Source organism: Neptunomonas marina (genome assembly GCF_004005935.1).
GTDB lineage: Bacteria > Pseudomonadota > Gammaproteobacteria > Pseudomonadales > Balneatricaceae > Neptunomonas > Neptunomonas marina.
Genome location: NZ_SACQ01000001.1, coordinates 437,096 through 450,552, shown reverse-complemented (window position 1 = coordinate 450,552; position 13,457 = coordinate 437,096). Strand labels below are relative to the sequence as shown.

14 protein-coding genes are annotated in these 13,457 nt (G+C 50.0%); 8 read left to right on the top strand and 6 right to left on the bottom strand.

What is annotated here, in order from left to right:
• Window positions 1-30 precede the first annotated feature (30 nt).
• Together olsF and EOE65_RS02085 are read left to right on the top strand one after the other, a co-directional pair.
• Window positions 31-1,776, top strand: coding sequence for a bifunctional ornithine lipid synthase OlsF (olsF, locus tag EOE65_RS02090; RefSeq protein ID WP_127692630.1), 1,746 nt, complete (start codon window positions 31-33; stop codon window positions 1,774-1,776).
• 58 nt (window positions 1,777-1,834) lie between these two features.
• The gene (locus tag EOE65_RS02085) at window positions 1,835-2,299 is read left to right on the top strand and encodes a J domain-containing protein (protein ID WP_127692629.1); all 465 of its coding nucleotides are present in this window, start codon (window positions 1,835-1,837) and stop codon (window positions 2,297-2,299) included.
• 6 nt (window positions 2,300-2,305) lie between these two features.
• On the opposite strand, the gene EOE65_RS02080 is transcribed toward EOE65_RS02085, so the two are convergent.
• On the bottom strand, window positions 2,306-3,193 hold the full coding sequence (locus EOE65_RS02080; RefSeq protein WP_127692628.1) for a hypothetical protein: 888 nt from the start codon (window positions 3,191-3,193) through the stop codon (window positions 2,306-2,308).
• Between the two features lie 135 nt (window positions 3,194-3,328).
• On the opposite strand from EOE65_RS02080, the gene EOE65_RS02075 reads away from it, so the two are divergent.
• The 5 genes from EOE65_RS02075 (at window position 3,329) to EOE65_RS02055 (ending at window position 7,757) form a co-directional block, all read left to right on the top strand.
• Window positions 3,329-3,943: a TetR/AcrR family transcriptional regulator gene (locus EOE65_RS02075; protein WP_127692627.1), complete on the top strand. Its 615-nt coding sequence runs from the start codon at window positions 3,329-3,331 to the stop codon at window positions 3,941-3,943.
• A 184-nt stretch (window positions 3,944-4,127) separates the two neighbouring features.
• Window positions 4,128-4,439, top strand: coding sequence for an EF-hand domain-containing protein (locus EOE65_RS02070; protein ID WP_127692626.1), 312 nt, complete (start codon window positions 4,128-4,130; stop codon window positions 4,437-4,439).
• 67 nt (window positions 4,440-4,506) lie between these two features.
• On the top strand, window positions 4,507-5,889 hold the full coding sequence (locus EOE65_RS02065) for a sensor histidine kinase (RefSeq protein WP_127692625.1): 1,383 nt from the start codon (window positions 4,507-4,509) through the stop codon (window positions 5,887-5,889).
• Window positions 5,886-6,392, top strand: coding sequence for a hypothetical protein (locus EOE65_RS02060; protein ID WP_127692624.1), 507 nt, complete (start codon window positions 5,886-5,888; stop codon window positions 6,390-6,392). Before EOE65_RS02065 ends, EOE65_RS02060 begins: the two co-directional genes overlap by 4 nt.
• A 3-nt stretch (window positions 6,393-6,395) precedes the next feature.
• Entirely contained in the window at window positions 6,396-7,757 is a 1,362-nt protein-coding gene (locus EOE65_RS02055; RefSeq protein WP_127692623.1) for a sigma 54-interacting transcriptional regulator, read from the top strand.
• Between the two features lie 50 nt (window positions 7,758-7,807).
• Here the strand turns inward: EOE65_RS02055 and ybaK are convergent, their stop codons facing one another.
• Together ybaK and EOE65_RS02045 are read right to left on the bottom strand one after the other, a co-directional pair.
• The gene (gene ybaK / locus EOE65_RS02050; RefSeq protein WP_127692622.1) at window positions 7,808-8,284 is read right to left on the bottom strand and encodes a Cys-tRNA(Pro) deacylase; all 477 of its coding nucleotides are present in this window, start codon (window positions 8,282-8,284) and stop codon (window positions 7,808-7,810) included.
• Window positions 8,285-8,286: 2 nt separating this feature from the next.
• Complete coding sequence (locus EOE65_RS02045; protein WP_127692621.1) at window positions 8,287-8,514, bottom strand: DUF3820 family protein; 228 nt, start codon at window positions 8,512-8,514, stop codon at window positions 8,287-8,289.
• Window positions 8,515-8,577: 63 nt separating this feature from the next.
• On the opposite strand from EOE65_RS02045, the gene EOE65_RS02040 reads away from it, so the two are divergent.
• A complete protein-coding gene (locus EOE65_RS02040; protein WP_127692620.1) occupies window positions 8,578-9,954 on the top strand; it encodes a tetratricopeptide repeat protein in 1,377 nt (458 codons plus the stop codon).
• Here the strand turns inward: EOE65_RS02040 and EOE65_RS02035 are convergent.
• The 3 genes from EOE65_RS02035 to EOE65_RS02025 form a co-directional block, all read right to left on the bottom strand.
• Window positions 9,929-12,034: a tRNA(Met) cytidine acetyltransferase TmcA gene (locus tag EOE65_RS02035; RefSeq protein ID WP_127692619.1), complete on the bottom strand. Its 2,106-nt coding sequence runs from the start codon at window positions 12,032-12,034 to the stop codon at window positions 9,929-9,931. The two genes, EOE65_RS02040 and EOE65_RS02035, sit on opposite strands and share 26 nt — an antisense overlap.
• A gap of 2 nt (window positions 12,035-12,036) precedes the next feature.
• Window positions 12,037-12,741: a GGDEF domain-containing protein gene (locus tag EOE65_RS02030; protein WP_127692618.1), complete on the bottom strand. Its 705-nt coding sequence runs from the start codon at window positions 12,739-12,741 to the stop codon at window positions 12,037-12,039.
• Between the two features lie 100 nt (window positions 12,742-12,841).
• On the bottom strand, window positions 12,842-13,447 hold the full coding sequence (locus EOE65_RS02025) for a DUF924 family protein (RefSeq protein ID WP_127692617.1): 606 nt from the start codon (window positions 13,445-13,447) through the stop codon (window positions 12,842-12,844).
• Window positions 13,448-13,457 lie beyond the last annotated feature (10 nt).

The window sequence follows — 13,457 nt, the reverse complement described above, 5'->3', positions numbered from 1 at the left end:
GTCTTATCTGTTTGTGAGTAGGTAATATTCGTGATCAACGTCGAAAAAGTGATAACCAGTAAATACCCTTCTTTCACCGCAAAGCCCACACCGGTCAAAAAATCAGCACTCTACTTCCTGCGCAAGCTTGTTCATGAAGATGAGATCAACAGCTTTTTGGAAAAGCATGATGGTGTATCAGGTTTTGAGTTTGTTGATCGCGTCCTCGAGTATTTCAATTTCAGCTACAGCCTCAGCCATAACGATCGGATGAACATTCCATCGTCTGGACGCGTTGTGATGGTCGCTAATCATCCTCTCGGTGCGCTCGATGGTCTCGCACTGCTCAAAATGGTGGGAGAGGTACGCCGCGATGTAAAAATCATCGCTAACGACGTGCTGAGCCATTTTGATCAGTTAGAGGGGCTCTTCCTGCCTGTCGACAACCTCGGTAAAAGTACGCGCAAGCGCGATATCGCCCGCATTGTTTCTGCACTCCAGAATGAAGCAGCCATTATCGTATTCCCCGCCGGTGAGGTCTCCCGCGCGGGCATGACCGGCATTAAAGACGGCAAGTGGAACTCAGGCTTTTTGCGCTTTGCAAAAAAAGCAAACGCTCCCATTTTGCCCATTTACGTCGGCGGTAAGAACTCATCGCTGTTTTATGGGTTGTCCTACCTGAATAAATCAGCTTCGGCGTTATTGCTTCCGCGCGAAATGTTTAATAAGCACTCTATCACATTGCCGATACGGGTAGGCGAAGCGATCCCTTTCAGCCATATCGATAACCTCCCTATCTCCACCGCAGAGAAAACCAAGCTGCTGCGCAAACACCTGTACCGAATCGCTAAACGCAAAAGTCCGCTCTTCGTTACCGAAAAAACCATCGCGCACCCGCAAGATCGCCGCGACCTCAAACAAGAGCTAAAAGCGGCTGAGTTACTTGGCGAAACAGGCGATGGTAAGAAAATCTATCTCTTCGATGCTAGTCCAAATTCGGCTGTGATGCAGGAGGTTGGGCGCCTGCGCGAAGTTTCGTTTCGTTGCGTCGGTGAGGGCACCGGTGAGAAGAAAGATCTCGATAAATATGACCAGTATTATCGTCATCTCATTCTTTGGGATGATGAGGATCTAGAGATCGCTGGCGCTTACCGACTAGCGGAAGTCCATAAGTTAATTCATGACCCCGATAGCCCTATCTACAGCAGTACACTATTTCAATTTTCAGCCAATATGCAAAGTTACTTCGCGCAAAGTATCGAACTCGGGCGAAGCTTCGTGCAGCCGCGCTATTGGGGTAAGCGCAGCCTCGATTACCTTTGGTATGGTATCGGCGCTTACTTACGTAAACACCCGGAAGTACGCTACATGTTCGGCCCCGTCAGCTTAAGCAATACCTACCCAGCACCTGCGAAAGATATGCTGGTTTGGTTCTACTCACACTATTTCAAAGATGAGCAAGCCAGAGCTGTCGCCAATGCTCCTTATAAGATATCTGTACAAAGCGAGTCACACCTGCGCCAAATATTCAGCGGCGACGACTACAAAGGCGACTTCCGCATCTTGAAAGAGCAGTTAGATTACATGGGCGTTTCCGTACCGACACTCTATAAGCAGTACAGCGAGCTTTGCCACCCTGGCGGTGTGCAGTTCCTAGACTTCGGCGTCGATGCTGATTTTAACTACTGTGTCGATGGGCTCGTTGTGGTAGACCTTGACTATGTAAAAGAGAAAAAATACCAACGCTACATGGGCATCGAAAAGCCGTTACGAGCAGCAGCGCCACTTAATAGTTAACCCCTTGGGGGGTTTTTGGGTACACTAGAACGCTGAAACGATTGTTTTCTGGAGTGCTATGAGCCCTTTTCTTCTTATCGTATTGGGTGCGTTGGTCATCGCCGGTTTTCTATGGTTCAACTCACAGCCTGCGGCGCGCAAAGGCGCCGCAGCCTTCAAACTGATCTTTCTCGCCGTTGTGGTCACACTCGTCGTCTTGACCGTTTCTGGACGTATCCATTGGTTAGGCGGCGCATTTGCCGCGCTGCTTATCCTGTTTAAAAAATATGGGTTTCTGATGCGCTTCGTGCCGGTGCTTAATCGTCTGTTTAAGGCTCGCAAAAGCCCACCAAGCAATACCACAGAGATGTCTCGCACCCAAGCGTTAGACATTCTTGGGCTTAAAGAACCCTGCAGTCGTGATGATATTATTCAGGCGCATCGCAAGCTGATGCAGCGTTTACATCCTGACCAAGGTGGAAATACTTACCTCGCTGCACAACTCAACGCCGCACGCGACTGCCTGTTAGAGGATCAAAGCTAGCTGCCCCTATTCAGAGCGGCTTAAACGCAGACTATCCCGGCCAAAGATGTCAGAGTAACCCGCCTGTACAAACTGCCCGCTGCGCCCGCGCTTAAGAATCAGAATCGCTTGCTCTGGCTGCTGATCGCGTTCTGAAAAGAATAGGTGCAAACGTCCATTGCCTTTTAGCTCCCAGCGGCCTTTCATCACACTAAGTGGTTCTCCGTTACGGTAATCCAGTAGCATTTGTACACGGCTGTCAGGCAACAAATCCATAACCACAAAGGTCATCGCATCGTCCAACTCATTTGAATAGCGGCCCTGTAAAGCCCGCTGCGACACATCACCTGCTCGTGCGCAGCCAGAAAACACTTCACCATCCAATGTCATTGTTGCACGCCACGGCGACCAAATGCCTTGCTCATCCGTACACCCCTGTGAGAGCAAGCTCAGTTGCAGGGAATGGCTTGCATCTGCGCCAGCCATGCGGCTATCCCACTCAAGCTGGATGCCATCCAACTGATCGATTGGAAACTTTAGAGTTTTTCGCTCTTTGGGGTAGCTCACCGTTATCTGCTCTTCACCAATATCTGCCAACCAGCGCGGCGACCACCCTTGCGCGCGATAGTGCACATGACGCAGGGCACGATCACAGGCATTGACGGTATCGCCAGCCAGCATAACTTTGGAGACTTGCCAGCTTAAATCAGACTGCGGTGCTCCCATAAGCTCCATATAGATAGGCAAACCGGGGGCGGGAGTATGCTCAAGATAACGAGCCTTTAGCGCGGAACTTGATCGCAGTTCACGCTGCTCTTTGCTAAAACAAGGCACCAGATAAAAGCGATCACCTTCACTGCGCACCGTGCCACGCATAAACTCCTCAGCTCCCGCATTCTCGCGCTGAACCGGCATACATCCAGCTATGAGAAAAGTCACTAGAAGCGTAACAAAACCTGACTTGAAACAGTGCCGCATAGTTGACGGAAAACCTCTTATGTACCATAACTAATTGATAAATAATGGCAGTGTCAGAGAGAGGATACAAGCATGGCCCGTCCTGCAGAATTTGACCGAAACGATGTACTAGACAAAGCCATGGCAGTCTTTTGGCGTACCGGATACTCCGCGACTTCCGTGACCGACTTAGTACGCGCAACCAACCTAAAACCGGGGTCTCTTTACGGTGCTTTCAATAGTAAGCGCGGACTCTTTATGGAGGTTATAGATACCTACGCGGAGCGTAGCTTAGCGCGCATTAACGATTGCATCGCAGAGGCGGAGTCACCACTTGAAGCGGTACATCGTTTTGTTTGGCGAATCGCCACCGAGGTGGGTAAGGATGAGATAGGCAAAGGTTGCTTAATGGTTAACACCCTGCTTGAGCTTGCCACAGAAGATGAAGAGATCCGTATCGTGGTGACCAGTTATCTGGCCAAAATCGAGGAGCGGTTGCGGCAGACGATCTGCCTAGCTCAAGAGAACGGTGAACTATGCGATGACGCCGATAGTGCAGCGCTCGCAAAACTTCTGATGACCGGTATCTGGGGACTGCGCGTAATGAGCACCACACGCCCAGACCCTGCCATCTATCCAAGTATTGTCACTCATATGCTTAGCGCCCTGCCGCAAACGTCGCAAAAAACATACACTCTAGGTCATTGATTTTATTTGTTTTGTACGTTTTCTAAAGACTCTTGTCCCCATTCAGTCTCACTTTGCTGACATGGGGACACTGAGTAAGATTCACGACTCAACAAAAAAACCATAACTACTTTATTTTTATATAAATTTTAAAAAATGAAACACTTTTTGCTCTAAGTACTCCCTCTGACATATGGAATGCTTTATGGCAACGCTAACTCAAAACCTCATCACGCTTTCAATCCTTACACCACTGACTCTCAGCGCAGCAACCGAGCTACCCGAACACTGGCATAGCCGGATGCCCGAGATCGTACTCGCCGCTCTAGATAAAAATGAAGACCAACTGATTAGCTTTTCTGAAGCGCTCAAACACCCTAGGCTCTCCGGGCGCTTTCTCGAGATCGATACAGATGGTGATGGATTTATCGCTCCAGATGAGCTCCATAAAGCGAAGTTATCTAATCCCGCTTTGCTACAAAATCTAATGTCTTTAGCACAGCTAAAATCAATCTAAGGTTTACCCGCTCACACAACTTGGGCCAGAATGAACTATCCAAAAGTATGAGAATCAACGTCCCGTGATGGCTACTCGCATCGGCTCCCTCAAGCAGCTTGTCTTCATTGCCTTCCTGCTCATCATCTCACCTATTGGTTTTCTGCTTTATAAAACCAGCGCCGTGCTAGATGAGCAGCTAAAACGCAGTTACGAGCAGACACAAACGGCCATCGAACTTGGCCAGCAGAACAACATTCTTGAGCGAATGGCAGAGGATATTGTGCGTACCGCTCAGCAGTATCGTATTGTCCAAAACTCGGCCATTTTAGAGCGGCTGCAAGATAACATTAACACCTACCGAAACCGTCTTGCGGTACATAAGTTCTTGGCCGAAACCAAACCGGACCATAACGTTATCAATGACTTGCTAACCATTATTGAGCGTGACCCAAAGGGTGCCGAGCTTTCGCCTCTACCCTTGCTAACCTACCAACTCACAAACCGCAGCCACGCTCAAATGCTCGCCGCTCTGGAAGAGCTGCAAAAAGAGGCTCGCGCCACCCGTACAGCACTATGGCAACAAGCGGCGTTGTTAATTGTTGCCACAGCCGTTTTAATGCTGCTGATGACCACACTCATATCACGCCCCATCGGACAGTTAGTGCGTCGTATTCGCAGTGTGGGTAAACGTGAGCCACTCTCTCATAAACCGCTGCGCGGCCCGCGAGAAATTGTGCAACTTCAGGATCAGATTATCTGGTTAGATGAGCACTTAAGTGAACTGGAGTCAGTGAAGGCTGAATTCTTTCGCCATATCTCACACGAGCTGAAAACACCACTCACCACACTACGAGAGGGAGCCGACCTGCTTGCAGAAGAGGTGCCGGGTCCGCTCAATGATCGCCAACACCACGTCGTTTCATTGATTCAAAACGGCAGCATCAGCCTGCAAAAATTGATCGAGCAGCTACTCGATTACAACCGCGTACAACAAGTACATCTGCTCTCTCTTGAGCCCGTTAATCTGGATGCCATTATCAGCGAAACCACTCATACGCACCAACTTCAGATCATTGAAAAATCACTCGAGATAACAACACCGAAAGAAAGCATGTCTGTAAAAACAGACATTGAAATGTTGAAGCGGGTGTTAAACAACCTGATCTCAAATGCCGTCTGCTACAGCGATACAGGAGGCGCCATTACGATAACAACAAAACGTACTAACCAGATGATGACAATCGACGTTAGCAATACTGGCTCAGCGATACCGGAGAACGAAGTCGGTAAAATATTCGAGCCTTTCTTCCAAGGTACGCGCAAACGTCATGGCCCGCTCAAAGGGTCGGGTATTGGCCTCAGTATTGCTCTTGAAGCCGCGTTGGCGCTCAATGGAAACCTCTGTATAGCCGAGAACATACAGGATAAAATAACGTTCCGCTTTATTATTCCCTTGGATCCATCATGAAAAAAATAGCAGGTATTATTGCTCTCGCCCTCTTCACATACGGCTGCCAACCCATGACGAAGCCTTCAATCGAGGTCGAACCTCTACCTCAGGATGAGCCTGCTTGTTTTCTAGACAACGATCTCTTACATCAACTCATGGCCGACGAGCACCTTTTCATCACGCTCAGTGAGGCAGATCAAAAGTTGATGCTTGAGAGAGTTCAAGAACCCACTCGACTTGCAAATTTACTCAGCATTTCAGGCAGTGATAAGGCAGCATTAAGCAAGGCCAAAGAGCTCTTTACTCAGCTATCACTCTTCCCTGAATCGCGCTGTCCGAGCGATCAATATCTTTATCTAAGGTTCAGACATGCTCAGGCAAACTTGGCGGCACTTAACAAGTTGGGATCAACCCAACAGGCAGTTCAAGAGCGCGACAGAACCATCGAAACTTTGCGGCAGCAGATTGAGGCGCTCACTCAAATTGAGCCTGCTATTACCCGTCAAAGAGAGGAACAGTAGACCATGACGCAGTACCCCCGAATTCTTCTAGTCGACGATGACGATAGCGTTTTGTCGTTGCTTTCGATGCGACTCGAGGCGTCCGGATACGAAGTGGTGACGGCATCCAGCGGACCGGAAGCGTTGAACGTTCTAAATAGCAACACAACGGACTTGGTGCTCACAGACCTGTGTATGGACGAAATGGACGGCATGGCGCTTTTTAAGCAGATTCAGCAAAGCTGGCCAGGCCTTCCCGTTGTTATTATCACGGCACACGGCACCATCCCAGAAGCCGTTGCAGCTACTCAACAAGGTGTATTTGGTTTCCTAACCAAACCAATCGACAAGGTACAGCTACTCGATACCGTAAGAGCAGCATTGGTTTCAGCTGAGCGTCGCCAAGATTCTGCATGGCGCGACGATATTATTACCAGCAGCCCGATTATGCAGCAGATGCTTGATCAAGCACACCGAGTAGCGGCATCCGATGTTAGTGTACTTATCACAGGCCCTAGCGGCAGTGGTAAAGAGCTGATGGCTAAGGCTATTCACCGTGCGAGCCGCCGTGCCGACAAGAAGTTCGTTGCGATAAACTGCGGCGCATTGCCAGAGCAGTTGCTCGAGTCAGAACTGTTTGGGCATATCAAAGGGTCGTTCACGGGCGCTACAGCCAACCACCAAGGCCTTTTCCAAGCAGCCGATGGCGGCACACTCTTCCTTGATGAGATAGGCGATATGCCGATGACTCTACAAGTGAAGCTGTTACGCGTCCTGCAAGAAAAAGTTGTACGCCCAGTGGGCTCAGTGGAAAGCAAGCCTGTTGATGTGCGTGTTATTTCAGCGACGCACCGCAACCTTGATCAAGCGATGCTCAGCGAAGAGTTCCGTGAAGATCTTTACTACCGATTAAACGTAGTAAACTTCGAACTTCCAGCACTGCGCGAACGAGCAGAGGATATACCACTGCTGGCACGCCACTTCCTAACTTCGGCCTCAAGACAACATAATCGCAAGGTGCGAAATATTTCGCCAGGAGCCCTGCACCTGCTTGCTCAAGCCGCATGGCCTGGCAATGTGCGCCAGTTACAAAACGTCATTGAGAAGGTGGTAGCACTGAGTACAAGCCCCGTAATTTCAGAGGGTTTGGTAGCGAATGCGTTATCTAATCAAGAGCTAGTCATTCCTTCGTTTAGCAATGCTCGTGCAGATTTCGAGAAACGCTATCTCATTAAGCTTATGCAGGTAACAGAAGGAAATGTGACTCATGCAGCCCGTATTGCTCAACGTAACCGCACTGACTTCTATAAGCTACTTAACAAACATGGCTTAGAGGCGTCTGAATATAAAGCACGCAAAGGCAGCGGCAAACTCAAGTCAGCATAATACTAAAATGACATAAGGGGCTTTAAGCCCCTTTTTATTGGATTACCCCGTTAATAACGCGCGATATTCGCGACTTTTGCCGCAGTTAGCGCAACTAAGTCTGCCGGGGTTAACTCGATCTCAAGACCTCTTCGCCCAGCACTTACAAACAGTGTTTCGTAGCTTTGAGCCGAATCACTCAGCACGGTGGGCAGACGCTTTTTTTGCCCCAAAGGGCTAATACCCCCTAATACATACCCGGTGATACGTTGCGCCGCATCCGCTTGCGCCATAGCAACTTTCTTGACACTTAGGGCCGCAGCTAGTGCTTTAAGGTCAAGCTGTGCATCAACGGGCACAACCGCAACAGCTAAACGCTTCTGATCTCCTTCTTGAGCAACCAGCAACGTTTTAAAAACGCGTCCCATAGGCAGACCTAGGGCCTCAGCCGCTTCCTCCCCATAGGATTGCGCACTTGGATCATGCTCATACTCATGCAAATTGAAGGTGATCTTTGCTTTTTTAGCGACATTAACAGCCGGAGTCATGACTAACGCTGCTCCCTTTTTAGCGGCCTTACAAGATCCTCTAGTCCATTCAGCTTAATCTCGTAAAGCACCTCTAACAGCACACCCAACGAGCCCTTCGGAAAGCCTTTACGGGCAAACCAGCATACATAAGGTTCAGGAAGATCAATTAGCAAGCAATTAGTATACTTTCCATACGGCATTCGAGTTGTTGCCAGTTGCTGCAGTAGTTCCGGTTTAAACGCATCCATGAGGCTTGCCTTATTAGTTAGGACAATTAAACTGCGCCATTTTACTGTGTAAAAGCCCAAGATATGAAGACTCATGACGCGTTAGTAGCAAAAGCCACTGCACTTTTTCAGCAAGGAAAAAGCGCGCTGGCGGCCGCCGTATGTAAAAAAATTTTACAGACCCGCCCAGAAAACTACCAAGCTAATATTATGTTAGGTGCTATAACGCTACACAGCGCTCCTGAGGAGGCTATTCCATCTCTAGAGCAGGCAAGCTTAAGTGCGACAACACCTGCACTGAAAGCACAAGCTCTGAGCAACCTTTCACTGGCATTTGGGCTGCTCTCTCGACATGAAGAGGCGCTCAATGCAATCAATCAGGCTGTTGACTGCGCTCCCCAACACCCTCTATTTCTGTGTAACCGCGCCAATACGCTTGAGCAACTGCGAAAGTGGTCACTGATGGAGCAAGACCTCCAAAAAGCGCTGCAAATTGATCCATCACTTCAAGATGCTCGCCTCAGCCTAGCAGTATCGCTTCGACATCAAACACGATGGCCTGAGGCACTCGCGCAGCTCGATCAGATCGATCGCAATGACTGGGCTGTATGCGCCGAAAAAGCTATCGTGTTATGGCTAAATGGCGAGCCAAATGCAGCGCTCAAACAGGCAGACACGCTACCTCTAGCATCACTTAGCAGCGCTGCAGACTATGCAGCAGAGCAAGGGGTCACCGAGCTAGCGATAGCATTATTTACGGATTATGTTGCTCAGTGCCCTAGCGATACTAGCAGCCAGTTCCAGCTTAACGCACTACAAGGTACCGCGATTGAGCAACCACCAGCGGATTACATTGAGAGCGTCTTTGATAGCTGCGCTGATAAGTTTGAGTCGCATCTTGTGAATACACTTTCCTACAGCGCTCATCAGCATGTTGCATCACTGACGACGCAGTTCTTATCATTACCACCTGTCGAGTTATTGGATTTAGGCTGCGGCACCGGTCTGGTAGGTAAAGAACTTCGTAAAGCCCTGCCAACATGCGCATTAGCCGGCGTTGATCTATCGGCGAACATGTTAACGCTGGCTGCGGAGCAAAGCATCTATAACAGGCTCATTCAGAGCGATATCGATAGCCTACTCAACGACACGCCGCCATTTAGCGGGATCACAGCAGCTGATACCGTCATCTACTTCGGTGCACTTGGACCGTTATTCGCTGGCATCAGTCGATCTCTGCTAGCGAAAGGCATATTCGTATTCAATACAGAAAAATTATCGGAAGAAGCCGCTAAATCTTGGCAGTTAACACCCTCAGGCCGTTATCAACACCATACGGCCTATATTAAAAACCTCGCAGCTAAGCACGACATGCAATTGCAGTTTAATGAAGATCGGATTATTCGGCACGAGAACGACCAAGCGGTCGTCGGCACTATATTTGTTCTTCAGAAACAATGAGTGGATACAAGTTTTTGGCTGCATTGCGCATTTGTGCAACAAAATCGCGTTTACCTCGCAGGCCAAATTTCTGAATTATCTGCTGCGACGTTTGTCGATTAGCACAGGCTTCGAGTAGCTGCCGAGTGCGCTCACTCAGCTGGATCAGTTGATCTGCGTTTCGGTCCACTAGCAACTTTATCGATGCAGCCACCGATTCATAGGTGCGATGATGAAAGCAAAACCCTTCAATATCGTTGTTACACCAACTAAGGTCAGGCTGCATAGCTTTAGGCAATAACGCAGTATCTATATACGCGGCTATGTTTTGCATCCATGTAGCTTGCCCATAAGCTAACTGAAACCCGACATGCCCCTCCCAACGAGCAGCCTCACTGTTGGCGTGTTCGTTAAGTGGCTTCAGCACTAGTAGCGCAAAGCTACCACTTGCGGTGTCCAGAGCTGTCCCTAACCGGGCACAGCGAAACGCTTGCGTTTGCCAGAAGCGTTGGAGCTGCGGACTGGCACCAAATGAAGCGGCAACAAAGTCGACATGACCCTTAACGGCTTGAGCTTCGATATGTTGCAACAACCCCGCTGCAATGCCCTGTCGGCGCATACTGTCTTGCACGGCAATACGTACAACACGCCAGTAACGATAGCGCCCAGCCTGCTGATGTCCGGCTTGTGCGATCAAAAGCTGCGGCGCAAGATGACCACGGGGACGGCGCCGACCGCGCCAAATATCCATAGCAAGCGGTTCAGGTAGCTCCCCCTCCTCTGCGATCAAACAAGCAGCGACAACATCATCTCCCACCCTGGCAAGCCAGATACTCATGTTGGGGCTATCAAGGAGAATCCTGAGATCGCCCGGTGTTGTTCGGTAATGGGCATCGATAAGCAGCCCAAACAGCTGTATTAAGGTGCTCTCATCGCAGCCCAGTGCTTGACGCGAAATACGCTGGTATGACACCGGACTCGGGGAGGTCAACTTAGTTTGTTGGCGCCGTGCTGATGCATCTAAAAGCAGTAGCTGATTAAAAAAATCCTCTAAAGGGTCACCTTCGGCCCACCGAATCGGCGCTGAGAGTGATAGCTGTGTGACTGACTCATGCTTATCACGCAACCACTGCATAAATCTTAGAGCAAAACCCTGCCCTGTTCCCTCATACCCTTGCGTTGTCGTCGCCAAGATTACATGGGGCGCGTGATCAACTAGCTGATGCAGGTAATAACTGGGAATTGCAGCGGCTTCATCGATCAAGAGAAGATCACACCTGGGCGCAGCCAGCATCTCGTGAGGAGGAAGGTAGACACCCTCATGCGAAATACCTGCAAACTTCAATACGCTGGTTACTGATCCGCGGTCCGGTGCTGTCAGCATCACAGACCGCCCGGCTTCCAGTGCCCGCTGAGCCACCAACCCCAGCGCTGCAGACTTTCCCCTACCTCGCTCAGCCGTCAGCGTAGCGATGCCCGGCTCGCGGTTAATACGTTGCCATAACGTTTCTACCACGCAACTCTGAGCCTTTAAGCCGCGCTCGTTAGGCCCGTTATTGCCGGTAGCAAAGCAGGTCTGGGAGACGACACCATCAGTTTGATCAATGCGCGATACCGCAGTATGCGTTTGCATAACATGCGCCATTCGCTGCAAAAAGCGATCTCCGACATCATTTTCGGTGTAGGGCTCAACGGTGAGTTTGGACTTTTCTGGATCTGCAAAAAATGCGGAGTTTTCTGGAGGCGAAGATAGCAAGATAAATCCGCCGCCACCTCGCACCATACCCGATAGCTGCCCTAGCGCGTCCGGATTAATGCCACAATTAGCATCATACAAAACTACGTCAAACTCCTGACCTAATAGCCGTTTTAACTGATTAGGACTCGCCACCACGGTGTGGTGCTGATGCTCAGTGTGAGCAATGGGAGAGATCGTGAGTGTATTGAGAGGGGCAAACACATTCTGCCTGATCTCATTCAGGCAGAATGTTAGAAAGGCGCGCTCACCTGTCAACCAGAGTGCAAAGCGCTGATTTCGAGACTGTGCTAAACGCCGTAAGCGGTCTAGCTCGCGCGTCAGTAAAGTACGCCCTTCAGGCATTACTAGTGGGTATAGATAACAGACGGGTCAACTTGTTTCTCTGCCGTTGCGTTAACACGATCGCCGCCTTCAGTTTGAGCTTGCTCTAGTAAGCCACCAACACGGCTAATCGCTTTCGCTGCGGTCAGCCCTGCTGCAGGCTGGAACGTACAGAGGCCAATCGAGATTATTTCGTCATTGTCTAACTTACGCAGGTCCTTAAGGCAGCGCTCTGCAAGTTCAACAGCACGCTCGTTTGTTGCTGGTAAGATCAACGCAAAACGTGTTTCGCTAATGCGAGATACCATATCGCCGGGGCGATAGACTGCTCGGATAAGCGTCTCTGCGATGTGAATAGCCGGCGTGCCAGCTAGCCTCTCGGACGATACACCCACCAGCATCACCGAAATTGGCGTAAATTCACGCAAACTACGGCGGCACTCCACGTCTAGACGTGCTAGGAACTCACTCTCATCTGGCAGGCCTGTCACAATATCTTTGCCTTTTTGAGCCAGTGCGAGGCGCTCTTGTAAGGCACTGTTTTGGTTCACATAGCGAACGATGTTACCAAACACTAATAGAGACATTAGCCCGCTGGCGAGCAGCAATATCATAACGGTTTGATACGGCACTTCGGCAAGCACCATCAACAGCACCGTGCCCAAAAGTACACAGGGCGCCGCTGCCGCCATTAAAACCGTAATTTTCTTCTCAAAGCCAGCACGCAATGAACCATCCTCCAGCGATAAAAGCAGTTAGTATAGCGCAGTTTATTAGCTCAAAGCTTAACCCAGCCTAAGGGAGAGGAAATTAGTCAACTTCCTTACCCTACTGTCCCCAGCCTTTCTGACCTTGATGAAGATAAGCCAGCTCTTTTTCTGTCGACTCTCTATTAAGCGCTTGATTCCGGTGAGGAAACCGACCGAACTGCTCGATCACGTCGCGGTGCTCTTTGGCGAAATTTACCGCATTAACGACTTTGTCCCGATTAGCATCATCCACACAGGTATAGAGTGCTTCCATCTTACTGACACATAGGTTTTGGTCCGCCATCGATTCTGAGTGCTCAAGGGGCATGTAAAAAAAGAGGCGCTCGCTCACCTCTAAGGCAAGATCATAGTCACGTTCGAGACTGCGCTTCACCAACGCACAAGCCTGCTCGTCACCGCTAAAAGCCTCGGCACTGCCGCGGTAGATATTACGTGTGAACTGATCAAGCAATATAACCAGCGCTAAGCGCCCTCGCGGCGTCTCTTCCCAGTCGGCTAAGCCACCCGCCAGCGCACGACGAACTTGCGGCCCAAACAGCGCCTCAACCTGTTGGTCAAGCGCTTCGCCGCCGCCCCACCAAAGTGCGCTACGGTCGGCAACAGGAAAGCCATCCTGTAGATCGCCAAACCAAAATTGAAGTACTTCGTCTATCTGCTCACGCATATGCAACACC